Below are 22,872 nucleotides of genomic sequence, written 5' to 3'. Positions count from 1 at the left end.
CTTAATATTAAATAAGGTTTGGAATATAAGTCCACTCCCGAAATAGAAAGGATTTTTTATGTATGATCTTATAATTATCGGCGCTGGTGTCACAGGGGCTAGTATAGCAAGGAGACTTTCCCGCTACAAACTTGATATACTTGTACTAGAAAAAGAAAATGACGTATCTATGGGCGCTTCAAAGGCCAATTCAGCCATAGTCCACGGTGGCTATGCTGAGCCCCACCACGAACTTAGGGGCCGTATCTGCTACGAAGGCAGAAAGGAATTTAAAAAACTCGATGAAGAATTAAATTTTGGCTTCTTGGAAAATGGGTCTTTGGTTTTAGCTTTTAGTGAAGAAGACGAAAAAGAACTTGAAAAACTCATGGCCATGGGCCTTGAAAATGGTCTTGATGACCTAGAAATAATCGACCAAAAGAAACTAAGAGAAATTGAACCGAATGTATCAGATGAGGCCACCTCTGCCCTATATTGCAATGGTGCTGGGGTTTGCTCACCATATGAATATGTCATAGCCCTAATGGAAAACGCCATAGCAAATGGCACTGACCTTAAGCTTGAAAGTAGGGTTACAAATATAGAAAAAAATGACGATGTATTCACAGTCATAACCGAAAACGGAGATAAGTATGAAGGTAAGTATGTTATCAACGCTTCAGGCCTTGAAGGCGCAAGGGTTTCTCAAATGATTACCCAAACAGATTTTACAATACATCCAAGAAGCGGAGAATACCTCCTAATGCAAAAAGGCACTGGTTCAAGAACCAAGCAAGTTCTCTTCCAAACCCCAAGTCCAAAGTCAAAAGGCATCTTAGTTACAAGGACCTATCATAACAACCTCCTTCTAGGTCCTGATGCCATTGACGAGGAAGAAATCGACAGGGGCACCCATATAGAAAGATTGGCTGAAATCTACGATTTGGCTCAAAAATCAGTCAAAGATGGCGTAATTAACCTCAAAGAATTTATCAGATCTTTCACAGGTCTTCGCCCAGCTTCATCTACAGGTGACTTTATCATTGAAAACACCAAGACAAATGGCTTTATAAATGTAGTTGGCATCCAATCTCCAGGCATCACCTCTTCTCCAGCCATTGCAAAAATAGTTGAGGGAATCTTAAAAGATATAGGCCTAAAATTAGAAGATGATCCATCCTACAACCCACACAGGGACCCAATCATCAAATACAAAGAACTCGAAGATTTCAACAAGGTCATCAAAAAAGTTGACCTTCATCTAGGAAACCCAGAAAGGCTAGTCTGCAGGTGTGAACAAGTAAGCGAAAAAACAATCAGAGATGCCATGAATCGTGGCCTTCCTTGCAATAGCTTTGACTCTATCAAGAGAAGAACTAGAGCGGGCATGGGCTTTTGCCAAGGGTCTTTCTGTAGGTCCAGAGTGATTGAAGTTATGGAAGATGAACTCGGCCACAAAGTCAAATCCGATCGTTTTGACTCAGAACATTCAGGAATTACAAGAGTAAACAAGGCTGACATTAATAAATTTATCAAGACTCTAGAAAAAGAATCAAAAATTTAACAAAAATATTTGCAAAATAATAAGGCACGTGATATAATAATGATGTAAACATTTTCACAGTTGAATAAATCAGAGACAGAGAGCTAATAACCAAGGTAGTTCTCTGTTTTTTTATTCACAGAAAGGAGAGAAAATGAGAGATATATTTTTAGGCGAAATGGTCGGTACACTCATACTTATTTTACTAGGTAACGGAGTTGTAGCAAACGTTTCTTTGAACAAAAGTGGTATGCAAGGCGCTGGTCCTATCCAAATCACCATTGCTTGGGGTCTAGCAGTTCTTATTCCAGCAACCATATTTGGTGCCCTAACAGGTGCTCACTTCAACCCAGCACTAACAATAGCTTTAGCATTCAAGGGTGATGTGGCAGCAGATGCTGTTCCAGTATACATAGCTGGTCAATTGCTTGGAGCTTTCCTTGGTCAATGTTTAGTATATGCCCTATTCAAAGACCATTACGATGCAACAGCAGATAACCCAGTAGGAGTAAGGGGAACATTCTGTACAGCACCAACAATTCCTAATACCGGCAGGAACCTCCTATCTGAAATAGTTGGTACCTTCGTACTTGTATTTGCTATCCTTGGTTTTGGCAATGTAGCAGGCGCTGGTGGAGCAGGAGTTGACAAATTATTCGTTTACGGCCTCATTGTTTCTATAGGTATGTCACTAGGCGGTTTAACAGGTTATGCTATCAACCCAGCCAGAGACCTTGGTCCAAGAATTGCTTACGCCGTCCTTCCAGTTAAGAACAAAACAGACGCTAACTGGGGATATGGTTGGATTCCAGTAGTAGGCCCAATAATCGGTGGACTTATCGCAGTTGTCTTATTTAATTTTATATTCTAGTATAGGAAAACCCCTCGATTGAGGGGTTTTTCTATTGGCAAATTTTCTTAAAAAGCTTAATCACTTTTATTATCCTAAGCCTATTAAAAAATCAAAGTAAGATTTTTAGATCAGTCCTAAATTCAATTTAGATTTGCATCTTATTTTTATATGTGTTAAACTAATCTTATACAAGATTCTGACCTCCTTGTTTAATTGTGCATGTGATTATCATAATTAAAGGAAAAGGAGGTCGTTTTTTTATTTACATAAGATCAAATGCTGGGCTATACACAAAAATTTGCCAATAAATTCAATAACAAAATAAGCTAGCTTATTTAAATTCTCTTATTCTTACAATTATTTTAAGCAAAGTGCTTTAAAATAGATCTTTGACAATGATTTTTCTTACATATCTCCTATTTGAGGACAAAAAAATCCTCCAAGCCTGTGCCTGGAGGATTTGTTTTTATGAAGCCTTTGATGTAGCTATTACTCTGATTCCTGTGCCTGCTACGTCTTCTATTACGCAGTCACCAATTTTTACTGGTGCATCTATATGGGCCTTGTTTATTTCTTTCATTACTTCCATTATTTTTCCCTTTGGAATAGGTTCTTCTGTTTTGACCGAAACAGAATATTGGTCTGCTCCGTCTACCCTAGCTGTGGAAGTGACAACCCTTACTGGGTTTGTTAGTTCATTTCTAGCATAAACTTCACCTCTCTTGCAAGTATTGCCAGTGATATTTGTGATTTGTCCATCTTCTACTGTAACGCTGACTGTGCAGCCAAGTGGGCAATTTATACAGGTTAATTCTTTGATCATAAGCTCTCCAATCTTACTTCGATTTTTTCGCTATTTTCGTCTAAATCACTTTTCTTAAGAACCAAGTCTTCCATTTCACCTGGGGCAAATACTATCTTTCTCTTTTGGGCAACTTCTTTGCCGTCTACTTCTAGAACTAATCTTGATTTTTGATAGATATTGTTTACCCTAAACCTAATAACAACTTCATCTCTCATTGAGCCTGGGGCTATATATTGAGGAACTGTGTAGGTTACGCCATTACCTGGTGTGAGATGGATTTTCTTTTCATTATCTGCTTTAAATTCATCTTTAATGTAGGCTGCTGCGTTTTCGCCAGCAAGTTCACTTTCTTCTGTTACATAATCTACTAGGTCGTGAACGTGAAGGACGTTTCCTGCTGCAAATACGCCGTCTATTGAAGTCATCATTCTGTCGGATACTTCTGCACCCTTAGTTCTTGGATCCATCTTGATTTGGGCATCCCTGCTTAGTTCGTTTTCAGGGATAAGACCTACTGATAGGAGGATGGCATCACATTCTACATATTCTTCTGTGCCTGGGATGACTTTCATATTTTCGTCAACCTTTGATAGGTAAACACCCTCTACCCTGTCAGTTCCTTCTATATCAGAAATTGTTGTTGAAAAGTATAGTGGAATGTCAAAGTCGTTTAGACATTGGACTATATTTCTCTTTAGTCCTCCAGAATATGGCATAATTTCTGCCACACATTGAACTTTGGCTCCCTCTAGGGTCATACGTCTTGCCATGATTAGACCGATATCACCAGAACCTAGGATTACAATCTTTTTACCTGGCATAAAACCATCAAGGTTTACTAATTTTTGAGCTGTACCTGCTGAATATACACCAGCTGGACGAGATCCTGGAATGTTTAGGGCTCCTCTTGGTCTTTCCCTACAACCCATGGCAAGGATTACTGCCTTTGGTTTTATTTGAAACATTCCATTTTCTTCATTCATTAGGGTCAAGGTCTTATCTGGGCTAAAGTCCATTACAATAGTATTTAGCAAAACATCAATATCACGCTCTGCTACTATATCTTCATACCTGCCTGCGTATTCTGGACCTGTTAATTCTTCTTTGAACCTATGAAGGCCAAAACCATTGTGGATACATTGGTTAAGGATGCCCCCAAGTTTATTATCTCTTTCTACGATTAAGACGTTTTTTACACCACAGTCATAGGCTCTGGCTGCTGCTGCAAGACCTGCAGGACCGCCGCCTACTACTACTAAATCATAATTTTTCATTCTCTACTCCTACTTTACTCTTCCATCAACATAGTAAGATTCTTTTGAGTTTTTAACTACATCTGACATATCTTCATTAAGTTCGCGAGCTAAAATTTCCATTAAATGTGGTAAACAGAATCCGCCCTGGCACCTACCAGCGCTGGCCCTAACACGTCTTTTAATGCCGTCTACAGTCCTTGCTCCAAGTGGTCTATTTATTGCATCTACTATTTCACCTTCAGTTACAGATTCGCACCTGCAGATGATTTTGCCGTAGAGTTTGTTTTTCTTAATTAGTTCTGAATGTTCTTCAAGAGTCATCTCGCTTGTTTTTGGAATTGGTTTTCTATCAGGGTTGAAATTTTCATTTTCGGCAAAGCCGTACTTGTCTGCTACTAGATTTGCCATGTATTTACCAATTGCTGGAGATGAGGTGAGTCCTGGAGATTCTATACCAACACAGTCAAAGAAACCTTCCTTGCTTTCTTGCAAGATGAAGTCGCCACCAACTTCGTGGGCCCTATTTCCTGAGAATGATGTGATTACCATCCTAACTGGGACATTTTTTACAGTGTGGTTAGATTTTTCTATAACTTCTTCAAGTCTTTCTCTTGTTGATCTCCTGTCAGCCTTATCATCTATAAAGTCTGATGTAGGTCCTACAAGGGTGTTATTATCGATAGTTGGACTTACTAGGATTCCCTTACCCTTATCAGATGGAAGGTTAAACATTACGTGCTTTACAAAACCTGCTGTTTCCTTATCTAGAAGCAAGTATTCACCACGACGAGCCTTTATTTCAAATTTTTCATCTGAAATTTGGTTGTGAAGTTCATCTGAATAGATTCCAGCACAGTTTATAACTGCCTTTGTTTCAAAGTCACCGTCGTTTGTGTGTAGAACCCAATGGTCGTCTTTTTGTTCGATTTTCTCAACCTTGGTATTAAATTTATATTCAACACCATTGATGTTTGAAACTTCTGCATAGGCTATAGTCATTAGGAAAGGATCTAAGATTCCAGCTTCTGAGCAATATAGGGAAGCTACAACATCTTCTGTGATATTATCTTCTAGGGCTAGGGTTTCTTCCCTGTTTAGGATTTTCATGCCTTTAACGCCATTTGCTATACCATAGTCATATAATTTTTGAAGATTTGGCATATCTTTTTCATCGTGGCATAAAACAAGGGTTCCTATTTTCTTATAAGGAAATGCATATAGTTTGCTTTCCTCATCCATCATCTGGTTACCTTCTACGTTAAATTTTGCCTTTAGGCTACCTGGTTCAGCGTCATAACCGCCGTGGCAAATACCAGAGTTTGCCTTACTTGTTTCAGTACAAACATCTTCGTTTTTTTCAAGTAATAAAAATTTTCCTTTTTTCTTTGATAGGTGGCAAGCTACTGAAGCTCCAACAACTCCCCCACCAATTATTATTACATCAAACATCTTTACTCCTTTTATGTAAAAAACTATAAAGAAAAACGAGCACAAGTATAGAATACTTACGCTCATCTCTCTCCATTCTTATTAAGTTATATCTATTATATCACAGATTTTAATTTCAAACAATTATCATTCTTCGTAATGTTTTGCCCAGTCGAAAGATCTAGCTATAGCCCTTTGCCAGTTTCTATCTTTCTTATCTCTTTCTTCTTTAGAGATAGTTGGTTCAAAGGCTTGGTCTACTAATCTGTATTCTCTGATTTCGTCTTTATCTTTGTAATATCCTGTTGCAAGACCTGCAAGGTATGATGCACCTAGAGCTGTTGTTTCTAGTGTCTTTGGTCTTTCTACCTTGGTTTGAATCATATCAGCTTGGAATTGCATTAGGAAGTTGTTTGCACTTGCACCACCGTCTACCTTTAGTTCGTGAAGTGGGTGACCAGCGTCTCTTTCCATTGAAGCTAATACGTCGTTTGTTAGATATGCAAGTGATTCAAGGGTTGCTCTAACGATGTGATATTTATTTGTACCACGTGTTAAGCCAACGATAGCTCCTCTTGCATATGGATCCCAATATGGAGCACCAAGACCTGTGAAGGCTGGAACTACGTAGCAACCATTTGTATCGTTAACTTTTGTTGCCATGTATTCTGTATCATCAGCAGCGTCAACAATTCTTAATTGGTCTCTTAACCATTGGATAGCAGAACCTGCAACAAAGATAGAACCTTCAAGAGCATAGTCTACTTTTCCTTCTTCAAGACCCCAAGCTATTGTTGTAACAAGGCCGTTTTCAGATTTAACAGCTTCTTCGCCTGTGTTCATAAGTAGGAAGGCACCTGTACCATAAGTATTTTTAGCATCTCCCTTTTCAAAACATGTTTGACCAAATAAAGCAGCTTGTTGGTCACCTGCTATACCAGCTATTTTGATTTCGCCATCAAAGTAGCCTGGGAAGGTTGTTCCATATACATAAGAAGAAGGTTTAACTTCTGGAAGCATGCATTTTGGAATATTTAACATTTTAAGAAGTTCATCATCCCATTCAAGGGTATGGATGTTAAAAATCATTGTTCTTGATGCGTTTGAATAGTCTGTAACGTGAACTTTACCACGAGTTAGGTTATAAACTAACCATGTATCAACTGTACCAAAGAGAAGTTCGCCATTTTCAGCTCTTTCTTGGCCGTTTTCTATGTGGTCAAGGATCCATCTAATCTTTGTAGCAGAGAAGTATGGGTCTAAAACAAGACCAGTTTTTTCTTGAACCATGCCCCTATAACCGTCTGCAACGAGTTTGTCAGCCATATCAGCAGTTCTTCTACATTGCCAAACGATTGCATTGTAAACAGGTTTACCGGTATCCTTTTCCCAAACTATAGTAGTTTCCCTTTGGTTTGTAATACCAATAGCCTCGATGTCTTCAGCTGTTACACCAAGTTTTGCCATAGCTTCTGTACATACACCTATTTGAGTTGACCAGATTTCTGTTGCGTCATGTTCTACCCAACCTGGATGTGGGAAAAATTGTGTAAATTCTTTCTGAGCAACTGACATAATTTCGCCTTTTTTATTGAAAATTATCGCTCTGTTGCTTGTTGTTCCGGCATCTAACGCCATAATGTACTTACTCATATCTACTCCTTTACATTTTCCATACTGCATAATTAGAACTTGAGACCGCAATGGCACCTGCATTTAAGGCGTCAACTACATCAGACTTATCCCTTATAAGTCCCCCAGCTACAAGGGGTGTAGGATATCTCTTGCTGATTTCACCAATCATCTTAGGCATAATACCAGGCAAAACCTCTAAAATGTCAGAGGATGTTGTTTTTATTGTATCCTTAACACTCTCATAGGATAGGCTATCTAGAAGGAAGAACCTAAAGACTGTGCAAAGTCCTATTTTTCTGGCTTCGTAGGCATTTTGTGCCCTAAGTGTAATGATTCCGTCAGCGTCTGTGTATTTTTTGATAAAACTAGGCGAAAAGTGAGATGATGACAATCCTTCAACTAGGTTTTCATGAACAAAAACTATCTTATCCTTGTCTTTTAATTTTTTGACAATTGTTGGAATCGTTTCGATATTACCATAAAGAACAAAGACTACCTTGTTGTCTGAATATTCTTCCTTCAAACATTCCCTTAAGTCTTTGCCATCTTTGATGGCCATAATTACTGGATTTTCATATAAGACTTCTCTAATATCTAGCATATCTCTCCCTAAACACATAAAACGAGCCCAAAATTAATCAAGCTCGTTTCTCTCATTATTATCATGTATCATTATAATATCACACTTTTACTTTTTTTGCAAGTGTTTTCATAAAAATATTTTATTTATTTGAATAAATCTAACTCAGCTTGGGTCAATTCCCTATAGTCACCTTCATTTAAATATGGATCTAAGACTAAATCTCCGATAGCCGTTCTCTTTAAGCCGATGACCTGGTTTCCAAGATTAGCAAAAAGTCTTTTAACTAGGTGATATTTTCCTTCAATGACCTTAACTATTGCTTCCTTTTCTCCGGTAATGATTAGTTCAGCTGGTCTTGCTGTGTAATCGTCTTCCTTTATATAGACTCCCTTTTTAAATTCTTCTACCAAGTTTTTTTCGATTGGGTCTCGGGTTTGGACCTCATAAGTTTTGGTGATATTTGAATTTGGACTTGTTATCTTGTGGATAAATTTCCCGTCTGTTGAAAGGATAATTAAGCCCCTTGTGTCCTTATCAAGCCTTCCTGCAATTGATAGATCATAGTTAAGATAAAAGTCATCCAAAAGATCTATTACAGTTTCTTCTACGTCTGTAGTTGCAGATAAGACTCCAGCTGGTTTGTTTAAAATCAAGTAAAGATTTTCTATATATTCCACAAAATGGCCCATATAAAAAACTTCGTCAACCATAGGATCTACCTGAACTGAAGAATCCTTGACAATTTCTCCATTTATCACAAGTGCCCCTTTTTTGGCATTTCTTTTTATATTCTTCCTGGTATCTAGACCAGTATTTCCAATCATCTTATCTACTCTCATTTATTTCCCTTTTCTAAAACCCTATCCATTGCAGCCTTCAAACTGTCATAGGACTTGTAAAAATCATCCAAATATCGTCTACCCGATTCTGTTATATAGTAATATTTTCTCCTTGGCCCCTTTTTTGATTCCTTGAAAGTACCTATTATTAGGCCTTTTTTGATGAGCCTTGTGAGTATTGGATAAACTGTGCCTTCTGTCATATTGTAAAAACCATTTAGCTTGAGTTCTTCAATGATTTCATAGCCATAGGTTTCCTTGTTTTTGATTATGTGGAGGATTATTCCGTCGATAAGCCCCTTTAACATCTGTGTATCTATCATAAGGCCTCCTATCTATATTGTATTACATAGTAGCTATCTTTCAATTTCTCTTGCAAAAATACTTCATCTGGCAATATTTACAAGATTCGATGTCGTCTGTTCTCCTGTAACCGATATTCCTATCAATCATCCTAGCGACCTTGTCAATTTCATTTATGTCAAAATCTGTAGGTTCAATTTCTATAAGCCTGTCTTCCTCGATAAAATATAAATACATCTTGTTTAGATGATGATGGTTGCCTAAAATCAGCCACCTGTAGGTCATAAGCTGGCCCTTGTAGGCTTGGATTAAGTCCTCATTGTATGATCCAGTTTTTATATCCACAATCGACCCGTCAGAAAGACTTAAATCGACCTTACCTTGGAGGATATAAAAATTCCTGTCGAGTTTGTAATTTGTCTCAACACCAGTTATTTCAAAGTCTCTTTTGATGAAATTTTCAAGAGGGTTTTTGTATTGAGGATTTTTTTCAAGGAATTTCATAAGATTTTTCCTGTCATTTGGCATCAGGCTGTAATATTCTGCAAGCTTGTGGGTGTTGGTACCAAAAGATAAGGCCCTTGTGGATGGGGCTTTGAAATCTAATTTCCTTATAAATCTATACTTCAAAGAGCAAGTCCTAAAGACTTCTATATCTGTAGTATAGGCTAAAATCGGTTTTTCCTTTTTCTCCTCAGTCCTTTCAAAATCAAGGCTCTTGATGGCTGATGACCTTGGAAAGGATTCAGAAAACTTGCTTAGCTTATAGTCTTCGCTATTATCCAAAAGAACCAAAAGATTTTTGGCCCTGGTAAAGCCAGTGTAATATTTTCTGTAAAAATCTTTAACATAAGAATAGTCACCAGGGTCAAAGTCCGCTAAAAATCCAAGTTTAGAAGGCTTTGGCGAATCGTAAAGACCCGATATAAAGACAACTTCAAACTCAAGTCCCTTAGCCTGGTGGATAGTCATGAAATTCACTGCTTCCTTGTGGCTATCTATATTTGCATATTCCTCTATGGACCTTGACACAAAAAGATATTCCAAATATGAAGATATAAATTCTTGGTAGTGGGCCTTGGGATTTGGCGCCTTGAAAATTTCATCAAAGTCCTTGGCAAGATTAATCATTGTGGAAATATTTCCCAAAATTCTTGCTCCGTCTAGGTCCTCTTCGTCCATTATTAAAAATTTTCTAAAATATTCAAGACCCATTGCCTTATAAAAAAGATCGGTAATTGAAAGATCACTTTCTTTTTCGGCCTCTATGAAATTTTGAATTTCCCCATCTGCCTTTAGGGTCTCATCTTTTCCTAGATAATGCAGGTAGTTTTTATACTTGGCCTTATTTTTTGCAAAGCCACCATAAATTGTGGAAGGATCTTCATAGGTGGTTTTAATCCCACCAATTTTCAAGATTAAGTAGATAAAACCCCTGATTTCATCCCTCTTAAAAAACTGAGAAGATTTTTTATTCAAAACCCTAATCCCAGCTTTTTCGAAATAAGACTGGAGTTTTGAAACATAGGCGTGGTTTAAGGAAGGAAATAAAAATGCAATCTGGCCAAGATTTATGTCCTGCTTTAAAATCCTAATTATTGTTGCAAGGTTTTTAAGCTCATTTGCCCTAGCCCTTACAATTGTATTTGGATTTGCTTCCTTGTCATTAGACCTCAAAGTTTTTTTATTATTTTGACCATAATCTTTATTATCAAGCCATTTTAAAGACTTATCAATTATAGCTTGGTTGGACCTATAATTTATATCGAGTTTGTAGGTAAAGGCCTTGTGGCCCTTGGCCTTAAAAAACTTTTCTGAAAAATCTGTTAGATTTCTAGGATCTGCTCCCCTAAAAGAATAAAGGGACTGGTCGTCGTCACCAAAAACCATAATTTCCTTATCTTTTACCAAAGAAAAGGCGATTTCTTGCTGGATATAGTTTGTATCTTGGTATTCATCAACAATTACAAAATCAATTCCATTTCTAATTTCCTCTCCCCTAACAGGATCTTTTAAAAGCAGGTAAAAATCCCTCAATATCATCTGGAAATTAATCAGATTTTTTTCTCTGAGGAGCTTTTCGTGGGTTAGAAAAATTTTACCAGCAAAAACTTCCCTAGGATTTTCTGACTTCAAAAGCTCTTCCACATCCATGAGTTTGTTGGTAATTTCTTCGTAAATTCCCTTGATTTCCCAGGCATGGTTATAGGTTATGTATTTTTCGTAATCTTCTATATTTTTATAAAGGTCTAGGTTTTTTTCAATCAAATAGCCTTCGACAACCTGGTCTATAACCTTGGCATCCAAAAAAGGCCTATCAAGAGATGGATATTTTTCAAGAAAATCAAGGGCCAGAGAGTGGAAATTGCCAATCATCATGTCCTTAAGTTCAGTCTTGATCCCTTCCCTATTAAATTCAGAAATAATCCTTGTTTGAAGCTCACTTGCGGCTTTTTTTGTAAAGGTCGTAATCAAAATCCTGTTTGGACTAAGTCCCTGGTTCTTGATTAAAGAAATGACTTTTTTTACAATCGTGTAGGTCTTTCCTGTCCCAGGTCCTGCAATAACAGCGGCAGGCGTCTGGGCCTTTTCAATAATTATCCTTTGGCTTTCATTAATCATAAGAATCTCTCATAACAAATTCTAGGTTTTTTTGTCCCTTCTTCGTCAATATAAATTTGCCCAATCTTTCTAAAACCGAGCTTATTAATTAGGCCACGCATCTTGAAATTATCCTCATGGGTATCAATCCTTAAGGCATCGAAAGAATTTTTCTCAGCATGGATTATAATATCTATAAAAAATTTTGTAGCAATTCCTCTCTTGGTCATATCTAGGTCAACCGCAAAGGTGTGGATAGTAAGAGGTTTTTTGCCTTCAAAGTTATCCTCCCAAGGCTTATAGGCTTCCTCCTTCTCATCGGATAAAAAGGCATAGGCACAAACCACACCAAACTCTTCATAAACAAAGGCTTTGCCAGTTGCAATTTGCCTTGCTAAAAAATCTTCATCCATAGAATCAATCTGCCATTGGTCAATCCCCTCGTCCTTTAAAGATTTTTTCGCATTTTCTATAATATTTACAATTTTATTTAAATCTTTAATTTCTGCTTTCCTCATATATCCATTATACTCTATTAAAGAAAGGTCTTAAGGATTGTTAAGGTCTATTCAAAGTGATATAATATTGTTAAGTAATAGACAGAAAGGATAATATATGTACGATTATTTAATTATTGGTAACGGAATTAGCGGTCTTTCAGCGGCTGAAGAAATAAGGAAAAATGACCCAAAAGGTTCAATTTTAATAGTTTCAGACGAACACGGCCTTACTTATTGGAGAACCAGACTTTCAGAATTGATTGAAAAAGATTATACAGACGAGGAAATTCTTGTAAAGAAAGAAAACTGGTATCAGGAAAAAAATATAGAAGTCAAACTTGACACCCACATAGAAAAAATCGACAAAGAAAATAAAAAAGCCATCGCAAAAGACGGCCAAGAATACGAATACGGCAAGCTTTTGATAGCTACAGGATCTCATGCTTTTGTACCACCTATCAAAAATGCTGATGCAGAAGGTGTTTTTGCCATTAGAAGCTCAGACGATTTAAAACATTTCAAAGAATACCTTAACGACAAGAAAAAGCTAATAATCATAGGTGGCGGTATCCTAGGCCTTGAAGCAGCCAACTCTATTTCCCACCTAGGCATTGAAATCACAATAGTTGAAGCCTTTGACTACCTTCTTGCAAGACAACTTGACAAAGACCTTTCACAAAAATTAGAAAAGGCCCTAAATGAAATGGGAATGAAGACCCTAACAGGCAAATTCAGCGAAGAAATCCTAGTAAAAGACGGCAAGGTTTGTGGTCTAAAACTAACCGACGGCACAGAACTCGTAGCTGACGCTATCATGATCCAAGCAGGTGTTAGGGCAAATATAGAGATAGCTACTAATTCAAATATCCCTACAGACAGGGGAATCCTTGTTGGAGAAAACCTACAAGTAGAAAATGAGGACATCTACGCTGCAGGCGACGTTGCCCAAATAGGAAACTTCTCTATAGGTCTTTGGACAGCATCTATGGAAATGGGTAAAATCGCAGGTGCAAACATGACTGGCGATAATAAATTATATGAACAACCAAAACCATTCTCCACCCTCATGCTAGGCGATATCAAACTATTTTCAGCAGGCCAAAATGCTGGTGATGGTATAGAAGAAGTCAAAAAAGAAGACGGAGAAAAAATCTACAAACTCTTTAAAAACGGTGATAAATTTGTAGGCGGAATCCTCTGGGGCGACATCAAATTCCAAATGGATGTCAAAAAAATAGTATTTGAAGGAGTAGATCCAAAAGAAACCAAACTAGGCAGCGAAATTTTTGACCTATAAAAACAAAAGCCAGTACCAAATGGTGCTGGCTTTTTTATCTGAAATTAACTAAGATCTTGCGAAGCAAATTTATAAATATATATTTTTGTAAAAAGCTTATTTATATGCTATAATTACTTTAATTAGTTATTTTATTATAAATAAATTGGAGGAAATATAACAATCTTACTTGCTTATGTAAGTGTTAATTAAAAAATATGACAGAATCAAAAATCAAAAAAATATTTAAAGAAATCTTAGACTGGGTGAAGACCATTGCCATTGCCCTTCTGATTACATTTTTCATCAAGTTTTTCATAATAGACCTGACCCGCATTTCGGGACATTCTATGGAAAATACCCTCTTTACCGACGATTTAGTTGTGGTTGAAAAAATCTCAAGAAATATTACCCACAAATATAAACGTGGGGATGTGATAATCTTCCATAGCCCAACAGAAAATAAACTTTATGTAAAAAGAATAATTGGTATGCCAGGAGACCAAGTCGACCTTAAGGATGGAAAGTTTTATATAAATGGTGATGAACTTGACGAACCATATTACACAACAGGAGATTTTACTGAAAGTAAGGGTGAAAATCAGTGGTTCCTAGGCTACGATGAGTACTTCATGGTGGGCGATAACAGGCCAAAATCAAACGACTCAAGAAAATTCGGCCCAGTTCACCAAACAAATTTCCTAGGCAGGGCTCTTATTAGAATCTGGCCTTTTGATAAAATCAAAAAATTAAATTAAAAATTCAAAAACCCTCGCTTAAGCGAGGGCTATTTTTATGAAATTTTGTCGTTTACTTTTGTTTTCATACCCATGCTTATAAGGATAAAGGCTAGAGAAAAGGCTATCATTATCCCTATGTTTGGCAAGATTGTCCCAAAGCTAGGGTTTTCTAAAAGGAGTTCGTTATTTTTAATATAGTAATAGGATGGGAAAATTTTTCCTAGTGTCAAAGCGGTTTTTGAAAGTAGGGCTTGAGGTACAAAGGCACCGCACAAAAATGATGATCCCAAGGATACAACTTGCATGACACCTGAAATGGTGTTTTCATTTGATATTAGGCTCGAAATGAAAACTGCCATGGTCACAACACTGATTGTGAAAACCAGAGAATTTACCACCATTAAATTTATGTGGGCGGCAGAAAAATCGTATTTGTAGAGAATAACAAATAGCAAAATATAAAGGGCCCACACTATAAGGCCTGTGCTTATGTGGCCTAAAATCAATTCCATATTCATCCTTGCCTTTGGCATTGGACTTACTCCATTTCTCATGGCTAAGCTTTTCTTTTTATAAACGCTAACTATTGTTGATACAATCAAAAGAACCTGGGCTAGGATTAGGTAATTGATGAAATTAAAATAAAAGACCGAATCATCTTCCCCAGCAATATCGACTTTGCTTTTTATTTTAACATCTACCTGTTTTGCCAAATCTTTATTTGTATATTTGATGGCTTCATTCGTATCAAAACCAACTTTCTCATATGCATCAACCTGGCTTAGGTATTGGTTTACATGCTCTTTAACAGCCATACCGTACATATCATCAGGCGCCTGTTTAAAATTCACCTTCCTTGTTTGGTCAAAATCTTTTGGAATAACAAGACTTGCGCTTATTATCTGATAAAAAAGCTTATCTTCAACAAGTGACTCATCCATTTTCTTAATCACAGCTTTATTATCCAGATAATCATAAAGTCCCTCTGATAAATCAGTCTTTGCCTCATCTTTCAAATAAATATTAGGCCTTACATCTGTGTAAAAATCATTCTTATCAGACTTAGTTGAAAAGCTAAGAATGGCAAGAAAAATTAAAGTGTATAGAATAATAGAGACCTTATGGGCCATGGCTATTTTAAAATAATTTTTAAAGACTCTCATATTCCTTACCCCTCATAAAAAACATAGATCCAGCCAAGAATACAGCACTTATAAGCACTAAAAGACCAAGATTTTCATAAAACCTAGATGTAGAATCGTAATAATACAAAGAATAAATCGCATCTGTCACCACAGCCACAGGATTGATTTTGCCTAGGATTGGGAAATTCTCTTGAATAATGACTTTCATACTTGAAATCATCATTCCCGATAGAAAACTCATTAGCATGGTAATTGCAATTCCAAGATTTATCTTAAATTCAATATTTTTCTTGTTTGAAACTCCTATAAAAATCCCAAAGGCAACTCCTGTTAGAGATGAAATCAGACTTAGAAGTATCAAAAGCGGCTTTCTATCCCCGAAATCAACTCCAAGAGCTCTATCAAGGTAGAAAATAAAAACTAGGGTGATTATGAAATTTATAAGCCAAGAAACGAGGACAGATGCTGATAAGCTTACCGATTTTTTTATAGGTGCTACTGCATTTCTCTTGGCATTTACAGACAAATTTGCCTCGTATTGGTAGATTACGTAAAGGCCCCACATGTAGCCGTAAATGGTAGTCATACCTATCAAAGTGTAAAAAAAGGCATTTATAGGGTCCATATTTTTCCTAGACTCATCTTTGATGTGGTCTTCAACATTTAAAAGTTTGGAAATATCAGTCTGAGGATTTTTTTCCATTGCCCTTTTTATCATCTCAGATTCTTGGACGTAGGTATTTATAATTGTCTCTACAATAGTTTCCTGGATGCCAGATTTTTTGGTAATAATTTTATCCTTTGATTTTATATAGGCCCTGACATCAGGATTTGTATCTAAAATCCCTTCATCTTTTGCCTTTGTAATCCTAAAATAATCCTCATCTTCCATAACTTCTAGGAAATTTTTAAAATTTTGATCCTCAAAGGCAGTTTCGCTCACCCCAATATCAATAGGGTCAAATTTGTTATTATCACTTATGCCTCCAAAAGCAAGTTTGAAAAACATTCCCAGAATCATCGGAAAAACCAAGGCCCAAAAGACCATGGCCTTTTCCCTTAAAAGAAATTTAAAAGTATTTTTAAAAGAATGCCAAAACATACTAGTCCCTCAAATCCTTGCCAGTAAGGTCTAAGAAAACATCATTTAGACTTGGTTTTTCAACATTAATAGACCTATAAGAAACTTTATTATCGCTTAAGATTCTAACAAGGCTCAAAAGATTTTCTTCACTTTTAGAAAAAGTCATCTTGCAAGTCCCATCCTTATAGGCAAAATCTATAATATGTTCCATATTGCTAAGCTTTTCTTTAACAGCTTCGGTCAAGGCATCCGCCACAAAGGAAATTTTTTCGCTAACATCAATCATATCCTTTAACTCATTTGAAGTGCCATTTGCAATAACTTTCCCCTTATCAATTATAACTATGTCATCGCAAAGAAAATCAACCTCATCCATGTAGTGGGAGGTGTAAATAATAGTAGAGCCTTCCTCGTTTAGCTTTTTGATTCCCTCCAAAATGTTATTCCTAGATTGGGGATCAACAGCCACAGTCGGCTCATCGAGGATGATTATATCAGGTCTGTGGGCAATGCCACAGGCAATATTTAGCCTTCTTAAAAGACCTCCTGAAAGTTTTTTGGGCTTAAATTTTACAAAGTCATTTAGGCCAACTAGGTCCAAAGTCCTTTGAATTAGTTCTTCTCTTTCCTTCTTATCCCTTATGTAAAGACCACAAAAATAGTCTATATTTTCATAGACATTTAGCTCGTCATAAACGCCCACGTCTTGGAAAACCACCCCGATTTTTTTCTTTATATCGTAGGCGTCTGGACTCATTTCCTTACCATATATTTTCACACTGCCAGAGTCTTTCTTTAAAAGACTAAGCATGCAATTAATTGTTGTCGATTTTCCCGATCCATTTGGACCCAAAAGCCCTAAAATACGACCTTTTTTGACGTCTAAATCAAGACCATCAAGGGCTGTTAGGTCCTTATATTTTTTGACAAGACCCCTAACTTCAATCAAATTCTCCATAAGACCTCCAAATTTTATTACCTACTTGTCTATCTTAATCATAATAAATTTTCTTTCATTATAAGTAAATCTATTGTAAAATTTATGTTAAAAAAATCCACAAGCTTTTCACCTGTGGATTAAAATATTTTATAGCTTCATAGAATTTTGTCTTCTTCTTAGTCTTGTAATTGTCGCCTTTTCGTCGATTTTTACCATAGACATATCAATTACGGTATCTTTTGGAATATCAACGATTGCTTCAGTTTTTGGAGTGATTAGACCGATTGGAAGGAGGTCTTCTTCTATGGACCTGTCATGGCTTGTTAGTTTACCAAAGACTTTGTCAGAGCCGATTCCTTCTAGTTTTTCACCCTTTTTAATATCTCTTTTTGCTATTGCTACTGTATCTGCTACTTGACCGTGAATTGGAGCTATAGTTGGCTCATTTTCAACAACAGCATTGTAGATAGTAATTGGAGCTTCAAGACTTGTTAGGTGGTATGGCCTATAGAGTAAATAATTTGGACCATCTCCAAATCCTAAAAACTTCATCAAATCTCTTACATCTTCTTGGTCGCTAGTTACGATTATAAAGACGCCTGGTGCCATTCCTGGGGAAAAATCCACAACTCCATATGAGTTTAAAACTCCCCCATCTTTTTTTAGCTTAAAGTCTTCTACAGCCTTGTCAGGACTTGTTTTTATGCCATGGCAACCAAAAGTATCTGGCAAAAATCCAAGAGCGTTACATACTGAGTTTAACTCTATCATGGTATTTGTGCCGTCAACAAAGCTTGTTAGCATCCTTGGAGAAAGTTTTTTAGATTTTGCTTCTTCTTCCAAAAGCTCTGCTGTGGCGTAGTTGTTGAGTGGATTATTTTTACCCTTGGCAGCTACTAGGACTTCAAGACCCATGCCATAGGCATTGTCCACAAGTTCCATAATTGCACCTGGTTCATCTCCTAAGATTCCTGTATAAACCACACCTGCTTTTTTGGCCATATCATGAAGAATAGGACCAACTGTTGCCTCACATTCAACGTTGAAACTAATCATGTGTTTGTGATATTGGATGGTTTTACGAGCGATTACCGCCCCAAAAGGAGGATTGCCTGTACAATCCACAACTGCATTTATTTGTAATAATTTGTATGAAAGTCTGTAGTTTGTAGATACAGCCACATAGCCCTTTTCAAGGACTTCGTAGCCTTCGTTATAATCATCTGTATAGATAATCTTATCTTCGGAAATACCTGCCTGGGTCAAAGCTTTGATAGCCTTTCTTGGATTCCTATCTACAACTAATTTGACTTCCATGGCGTCAAGTTTGGATAATTGGCTGATTAAAGATCCGCCCATCTTGCCGCAACCAATGATTGCAAGCTTGATGCTTTCGCCATTATCTCTCATTTCTCTTAACTTTCTATTTATCTTTAACATTAATTTCCTCTCTGTGCTTTCCTAAAAGGCCCATTGCACACGCCTTGGCAGACGAGTAGGCCCACTGGATATTATAGCCTCCACAAGCGCCGTCCACATCTAGGACTTCGCCTATAAAGTAAAGATTTGGTATGATTTTGGATTCAAAAGTTTCTTTATCTACAAAGTCAGTATCAATACCGCCTATGGTAACCTGGGCATTCTCCTCATCATTTATATCAGTAATTTTAAACCTTAAATCCTTGATAGTCCTAATAAGTTTTTTGATTTCCTCATAAGTCATACCGCTAACCTTCATCTTACCCTTTAATTTTACCCTATTTAGGACATCAATGATAAGTTTTGTGTTCAAAAAACCCATTAAAGCTTCTTCGATGGTCTTGTTTTTATTTTTTTCTCCTAGATTTTTTATGATTTCGGCTAGCTTCTTTTCGCTATAATCAACCAAAAGATCAAGACAAACCCAAATATCTTTGCCATCCGCAAGTCCATAGGAAATCTCATTTGAAAGGTCTAGGATAGCAGTGCCTGTTAGACCGTAGGATTGAAAAATCACGTCGTCTTTGGATTCTTTTATAAATTTACCATCGACAAAAAGACTGGCCTTGGCAGATACCCTCACCCCCTTGGCTTTTTTTGAAAGGGGATTTTCTGTTTTATAATTTGTAATTCCGTAGGTTAGCCTTGTGACCTTATGGTAGGGCCTTAGAATGTCAAAAATTTTTCCATCTGATCCTGATCCTGGCAAGGTAATCCCACCTGTGCCAATGACTAGCTTATCAAAGTAAATCTTGGCCTTATCTGTAATTACTAAATGTTTTTTAAAGTCAATGTCTTTTACTTGACTTTCAAAAAGAAATTTTCCACTCGCATTTAAATACAAAATGTCCCTAATTGTCTTTGCACTCAAGGTCTGAGGATAGCACCTACCTGATGGAAGTGAGGTTGTCAAAATTCCCAAATCATTTAGGAAATTTATCAAATCCTGGTTGTCGAATTTCTCTAGGGCATATTTATAAAAATCTCCCCCAGAGGAATGAAAATTATCTAAAGAAAGGTTGAGGTTTGTGAAATTGCACCTGCCGTTGCCCGTAGCAAGAAGTTTCCTTCCAGCTACATCATTTTTTTCGACAATTGTTAGGTCTCCATCGTAGAGATTGGCAAAAAACAAGCCTGCCACACCTCCGCCTATTAGTAGAGTTTTCATATTTTTCCTAAAATCTCTCTGATGGTCGCTTTTTCATTCCAAGGAGTTTTTTCATTGCCATGTAGTTTTATGAAATTCTCCTCACCCTTGCCCATAAAGAGGACGTAATCGCCTGGTTTTGCCATTCTTAGGGCTGCTTCTATGGCATCTTTCCTGTCCTTTATAAGTGTATAGGCACCGTAATTTTCTGCCATGCCAGCTACTATATCCTTTGATATATTTTCGTAAGTATCAAATTTTGGGTCATCTGTAGTGACAATGGCGTAAATCCCGTAATCAGAAACAGTCTTTCCGATTAGGTTTCTAAATTCAGCATTCCTATCGCCTTGGATACCAAAAACTGCAATTTTTTTCTTGTCTTCTGGTAGGGTTTTAAAAATTTCCTCAAAGGCCCTTGGAGTGTGAGCAAAGTCTACAATTATATTTAGGTCCTTGTCATTTTCTATATATTCAAATCTTGAACCAACACCTGGAAAGTCTGTTATTACCTCGCTTAGTTCTGTCAAACTTGCTCCCAAAATCTTAAGTGTGGAAATGGCTGCCAGATAATTATTAAGTTCAAAGTCTGCGATTGTCCTTATAAAAAAGTCAACGCCGTCAACCTTAAAGGAAATTCCCTCACTTGTCTTTGTCACATCTGTCGCTCTGATGTTGGCCCTTTCAGACTTTCCAAAGGTGAGGGTGTTTTCGTAGAGTTTTACAGCTTTTTCGCCCCAAGGATCATCTATATTTGCTATTGTAATTTCTGAATTTTCAAAAAGAATCATCTTGGCCTTGAAATACTCATCCATAGTCTTGTGGTAATCGAGATGTTCGGTTGAAAGGTTGTTAAAAATTCCTACTTTAAAGCGAAGACCAGAGAGTCTTTTTTGGACTAGGCCATGGCTAGATGCTTCAAGGGTCACATAATTAATTCCCTTTTCAAGACACTTTTCTAAAACCTTATTAATTTCAGTTATATCTGGAGTTGTATTTGAAGTTTCAATAATTTCCCCACCTACATTTGCCCCATCAGTGCCGATGTTGGCGCAAGGGCCAAAGATTTTTTCAATTAAATAGGCAATTAATTTTGATGTAGTGGTTTTTCCATTTGTGCCTGTAACTCCGATTACATTTAATTTTTCTGATGGAAAGTCTGTAATTAGGTTAGAAATTTCTGCCAAAGTTTCCCTAGGGTCTTCGACCTTCAAATAGGTGATCCCATCCCTATATTCCACTTCTTCTGTGTGAATAACAGCCTTGGCACCCTTTTCGATTGCTTCGTCAATATATTTGTGGCCATCAAAAATAGATCCCTTAACTGCTACAAAGATATAGTTTTCTCCCACCTTTTGAGAATTATTAGTAACTTCCCTTATTTCAAAATCTGCTCCGTGTTTTATTTCTAAATATTTTATTTTCTTAACTAAGTCACTTAGTTTCATCAATGTATGATATATCCCTTCTTGCCTATTACTTCTCTGATTTTCTTAACGTGGTCCATACCGTTGGTTTCAAGGGTTAGAACTACGTTTATATTCTTAAACCTGCTTGCTTCTTTAAAGCCGTCGTGCTCGATAGAAATGACATTTGCCTTGGTTTGGGCAATTTCTGTTAGAAGTCCTTGAAGCTTACCTGGTATATTTGGAAGCTCAACTTCGATTCTTGTGATACGTCCTGTTTCATATAGACCCCTGTTAATTAGTTGAGAAATAAAGGACATATCGATATTGCCGCCAGAAACTAGGCAGACAACATTTTTATTAAAGAAATTAAGTTTATCAAGGGCTGCTAGTGGAAGAATACCTGATGGTTCTGCAATTAGCTTGTGTTTTTCGATTAATTTGATAAAGGCCATGAGGATTTCTTCGTCAGTAACTGTAATCCAATCGTCCACATTATCCTTACAAATCTCATAGTTTGCCTTACCAACCGTTGCAACTGCTGTACCATCTGCGATTGTGTCAACTCCTTCAAGGGTGACTATATGGCCTTGCTTGATGGCTTCTTTCATGCTCCTTGCAGAATAAGGTTCAACACCAATTACCTTGATTAGTGGTGAAATTTGCTTTAGGCACTTAGCCACACCTGAAATAAGGCCACCGCCGCCAACTGGAACCAAAACGTAGTCGACATACTTAAGCTCTTCAACAATTTCAAGACCGATTGTACCCTGGCCTTCGATAACGTCTAGGTCATCAAAAGGAGGGATGAAGGTATAGCCTTTTTCTTCAGCAAGTTTTAGGGCGTGTTCCTTACATTCATCAAAGCTTGCCCCATAGAGAACAACTTCTGCTCCGTATTTTAAAGTACCGTCGACTTTAATCATTGGAGTATGCTCTGGCATACAAATTACAGCTTTCATGCCTAGTTTTTGGGCAGAAAATGCCACCCCTTGGGCGTGGTTGCCGGCAGACGCTGTAATAATTCCCTTATCTGCTGCTTCCTTGTCTAATTTGGACAATTTGTTGTAGGCTCCCCTTAGCTTGAAGGAACCAGTTTTTTGAAGGTTTTCTGGCTTTATGTACACGTTATTATTTGATGAATCAGAAAAAACCTCAGAATAAATTAAATGTGTAGGATTGATTACCTCGTCAACTCTTGCCTTCGCTTGTTTAAAATCGAACATATGTCCCCCTTTTAAAATTAAGTACAGATTTAAGCTGGTTTTCGTAAACCCACTTATCTATTTTAATTATAACACGGAATTGTAATTTTTTTAAGAAAAGTGTAGAA

At 37.0% G+C, this 22,872-nt stretch carries 20 protein-coding genes; 4 read left to right on the top strand and 16 right to left on the bottom strand.

All coding sequences use genetic code 11. The annotated features are described in order from the left end of the window. Positions 1 to 58 precede the first annotated feature (58 nt). On the top strand, positions 59 to 1,543 hold the full coding sequence (locus K8P03_RS06035) for an NAD(P)/FAD-dependent oxidoreductase (RefSeq protein ID WP_223419323.1): 1,485 nt from the start codon (positions 59 to 61) through the stop codon (positions 1,541 to 1,543). Positions 1,544 to 1,676: 133 nt separating this feature from the next. Next, a complete protein-coding gene (locus K8P03_RS06030; RefSeq protein ID WP_223419320.1) occupies positions 1,677 to 2,393 on the top strand; it encodes an MIP/aquaporin family protein in 717 nt (238 codons plus the stop codon). 448 nt (positions 2,394 to 2,841) lie between these two features. Here the strand turns inward: K8P03_RS06030 and K8P03_RS06025 are convergent, their stop codons facing one another. The 9 genes from K8P03_RS06025 to K8P03_RS05985 all read right to left on the bottom strand — a co-directional run bounded on the left by K8P03_RS06025 (position 2,842) and on the right by K8P03_RS05985 (position 12,343). Further along, complete coding sequence (locus tag K8P03_RS06025) at positions 2,842 to 3,198, bottom strand: DUF1667 domain-containing protein (RefSeq protein ID WP_223419318.1); 357 nt, start codon at positions 3,196 to 3,198, stop codon at positions 2,842 to 2,844. Continuing rightward, entirely contained in the window at positions 3,195 to 4,454 is a 1,260-nt protein-coding gene (locus tag K8P03_RS06020; protein WP_223419316.1) for an NAD(P)/FAD-dependent oxidoreductase, read from the bottom strand. The genes K8P03_RS06025 and K8P03_RS06020 overlap by 4 nt, the downstream gene beginning before the upstream one ends. A gap of 9 nt (positions 4,455 to 4,463) precedes the next feature. Further along, complete coding sequence (locus K8P03_RS06015; protein WP_223419313.1) at positions 4,464 to 5,885, bottom strand: NAD(P)/FAD-dependent oxidoreductase; 1,422 nt, start codon at positions 5,883 to 5,885, stop codon at positions 4,464 to 4,466. A gap of 126 nt (positions 5,886 to 6,011) precedes the next feature. Continuing rightward, positions 6,012 to 7,517 (bottom strand): glycerol kinase GlpK, encoded by a 1,506-nt coding sequence (gene glpK / locus K8P03_RS06010; RefSeq protein ID WP_223419311.1) that lies wholly within the window; start codon positions 7,515 to 7,517, stop codon positions 6,012 to 6,014. Between the two features lie 10 nt (positions 7,518 to 7,527). Then, the gene (locus K8P03_RS06005; RefSeq protein ID WP_223419309.1) at positions 7,528 to 8,100 is read right to left on the bottom strand and encodes a glycerol-3-phosphate responsive antiterminator; all 573 of its coding nucleotides are present in this window, start codon (positions 8,098 to 8,100) and stop codon (positions 7,528 to 7,530) included. Between the two features lie 125 nt (positions 8,101 to 8,225). Next, positions 8,226 to 8,921 (bottom strand): 16S rRNA pseudouridine(516) synthase, encoded by a 696-nt coding sequence (locus tag K8P03_RS06000; protein WP_223419306.1) that lies wholly within the window; start codon positions 8,919 to 8,921, stop codon positions 8,226 to 8,228. Beyond that, a complete protein-coding gene (locus tag K8P03_RS05995) occupies positions 8,918 to 9,244 on the bottom strand; it encodes a PadR family transcriptional regulator (protein ID WP_223419304.1) in 327 nt (108 codons plus the stop codon). Before K8P03_RS05995 ends, K8P03_RS06000 begins: the two co-directional genes overlap by 4 nt. A 40-nt stretch (positions 9,245 to 9,284) precedes the next feature. Beyond that, on the bottom strand, positions 9,285 to 11,846 hold the full coding sequence (locus K8P03_RS05990) for an ATP-dependent DNA helicase (protein ID WP_223419302.1): 2,562 nt from the start codon (positions 11,844 to 11,846) through the stop codon (positions 9,285 to 9,287). Continuing rightward, positions 11,843 to 12,343, bottom strand: coding sequence for a GNAT family N-acetyltransferase (locus K8P03_RS05985; RefSeq protein ID WP_223419300.1), 501 nt, complete (start codon positions 12,341 to 12,343; stop codon positions 11,843 to 11,845). The genes K8P03_RS05990 and K8P03_RS05985 overlap by 4 nt, the downstream gene beginning before the upstream one ends. Positions 12,344 to 12,440: 97 nt before the next feature. Between K8P03_RS05985 and K8P03_RS05980 the strand changes: the two genes are divergently transcribed. Beyond that, on the top strand, positions 12,441 to 13,622 hold the full coding sequence (locus tag K8P03_RS05980; RefSeq protein WP_223419297.1) for an NAD(P)/FAD-dependent oxidoreductase: 1,182 nt from the start codon (positions 12,441 to 12,443) through the stop codon (positions 13,620 to 13,622). A gap of 197 nt (positions 13,623 to 13,819) precedes the next feature. Then, a complete protein-coding gene (lepB, locus tag K8P03_RS05975; RefSeq protein WP_223419295.1) occupies positions 13,820 to 14,359 on the top strand; it encodes a signal peptidase I in 540 nt (179 codons plus the stop codon). 35 nt (positions 14,360 to 14,394) lie between these two features. Here the strand turns inward: lepB and K8P03_RS05970 are convergent, their stop codons facing one another. The 7 genes from K8P03_RS05970 to ilvA form a co-directional block, all read right to left on the bottom strand. Then, positions 14,395 to 15,504 (bottom strand): ABC transporter permease, encoded by a 1,110-nt coding sequence (locus tag K8P03_RS05970; protein WP_223419293.1) that lies wholly within the window; start codon positions 15,502 to 15,504, stop codon positions 14,395 to 14,397. Beyond that, a complete protein-coding gene (locus tag K8P03_RS05965; RefSeq protein ID WP_223419291.1) occupies positions 15,491 to 16,588 on the bottom strand; it encodes an ABC transporter permease in 1,098 nt (365 codons plus the stop codon). Before K8P03_RS05965 ends, K8P03_RS05970 begins: the two co-directional genes overlap by 14 nt. Before the next feature lies 1 nt (position 16,589). Next, the gene (locus tag K8P03_RS05960) at positions 16,590 to 17,528 is read right to left on the bottom strand and encodes an ABC transporter ATP-binding protein (RefSeq protein WP_223419289.1); all 939 of its coding nucleotides are present in this window, start codon (positions 17,526 to 17,528) and stop codon (positions 16,590 to 16,592) included. A 129-nt stretch (positions 17,529 to 17,657) separates the two neighbouring features. After that, positions 17,658 to 18,950, bottom strand: coding sequence for an NAD(P)H-dependent oxidoreductase (locus tag K8P03_RS05955; protein ID WP_223419287.1), 1,293 nt, complete (start codon positions 18,948 to 18,950; stop codon positions 17,658 to 17,660). Beyond that, entirely contained in the window at positions 18,934 to 20,157 is a 1,224-nt protein-coding gene (locus tag K8P03_RS05950) for an aminoacetone oxidase family FAD-binding enzyme (RefSeq protein ID WP_223419285.1), read from the bottom strand. Before K8P03_RS05950 ends, K8P03_RS05955 begins: the two co-directional genes overlap by 17 nt. Then, complete coding sequence (locus K8P03_RS05945; protein ID WP_449657921.1) at positions 20,154 to 21,584, bottom strand: UDP-N-acetylmuramoyl-L-alanyl-D-glutamate--2,6-diaminopimelate ligase; 1,431 nt, start codon at positions 21,582 to 21,584, stop codon at positions 20,154 to 20,156. Before K8P03_RS05945 ends, K8P03_RS05950 begins: the two co-directional genes overlap by 4 nt. Continuing rightward, positions 21,581 to 22,765: a threonine ammonia-lyase gene (ilvA, locus tag K8P03_RS05940; protein ID WP_223419283.1), complete on the bottom strand. Its 1,185-nt coding sequence runs from the start codon at positions 22,763 to 22,765 to the stop codon at positions 21,581 to 21,583. The genes K8P03_RS05945 and ilvA overlap by 4 nt, the downstream gene beginning before the upstream one ends. Between the last annotated feature and the right edge of the window lie 107 nt (positions 22,766 to 22,872).

It is taken from the genome of Anaerococcus murdochii (assembly GCF_019957155.1).
Taxonomy (GTDB): Bacteria; Bacillota; Clostridia; order Tissierellales; family Peptoniphilaceae; genus Anaerococcus; species Anaerococcus murdochii.
The sequence above is the reverse complement of the archived record's forward strand: the minus strand, read 5'-3'. Positions and strand labels throughout refer to the sequence as shown.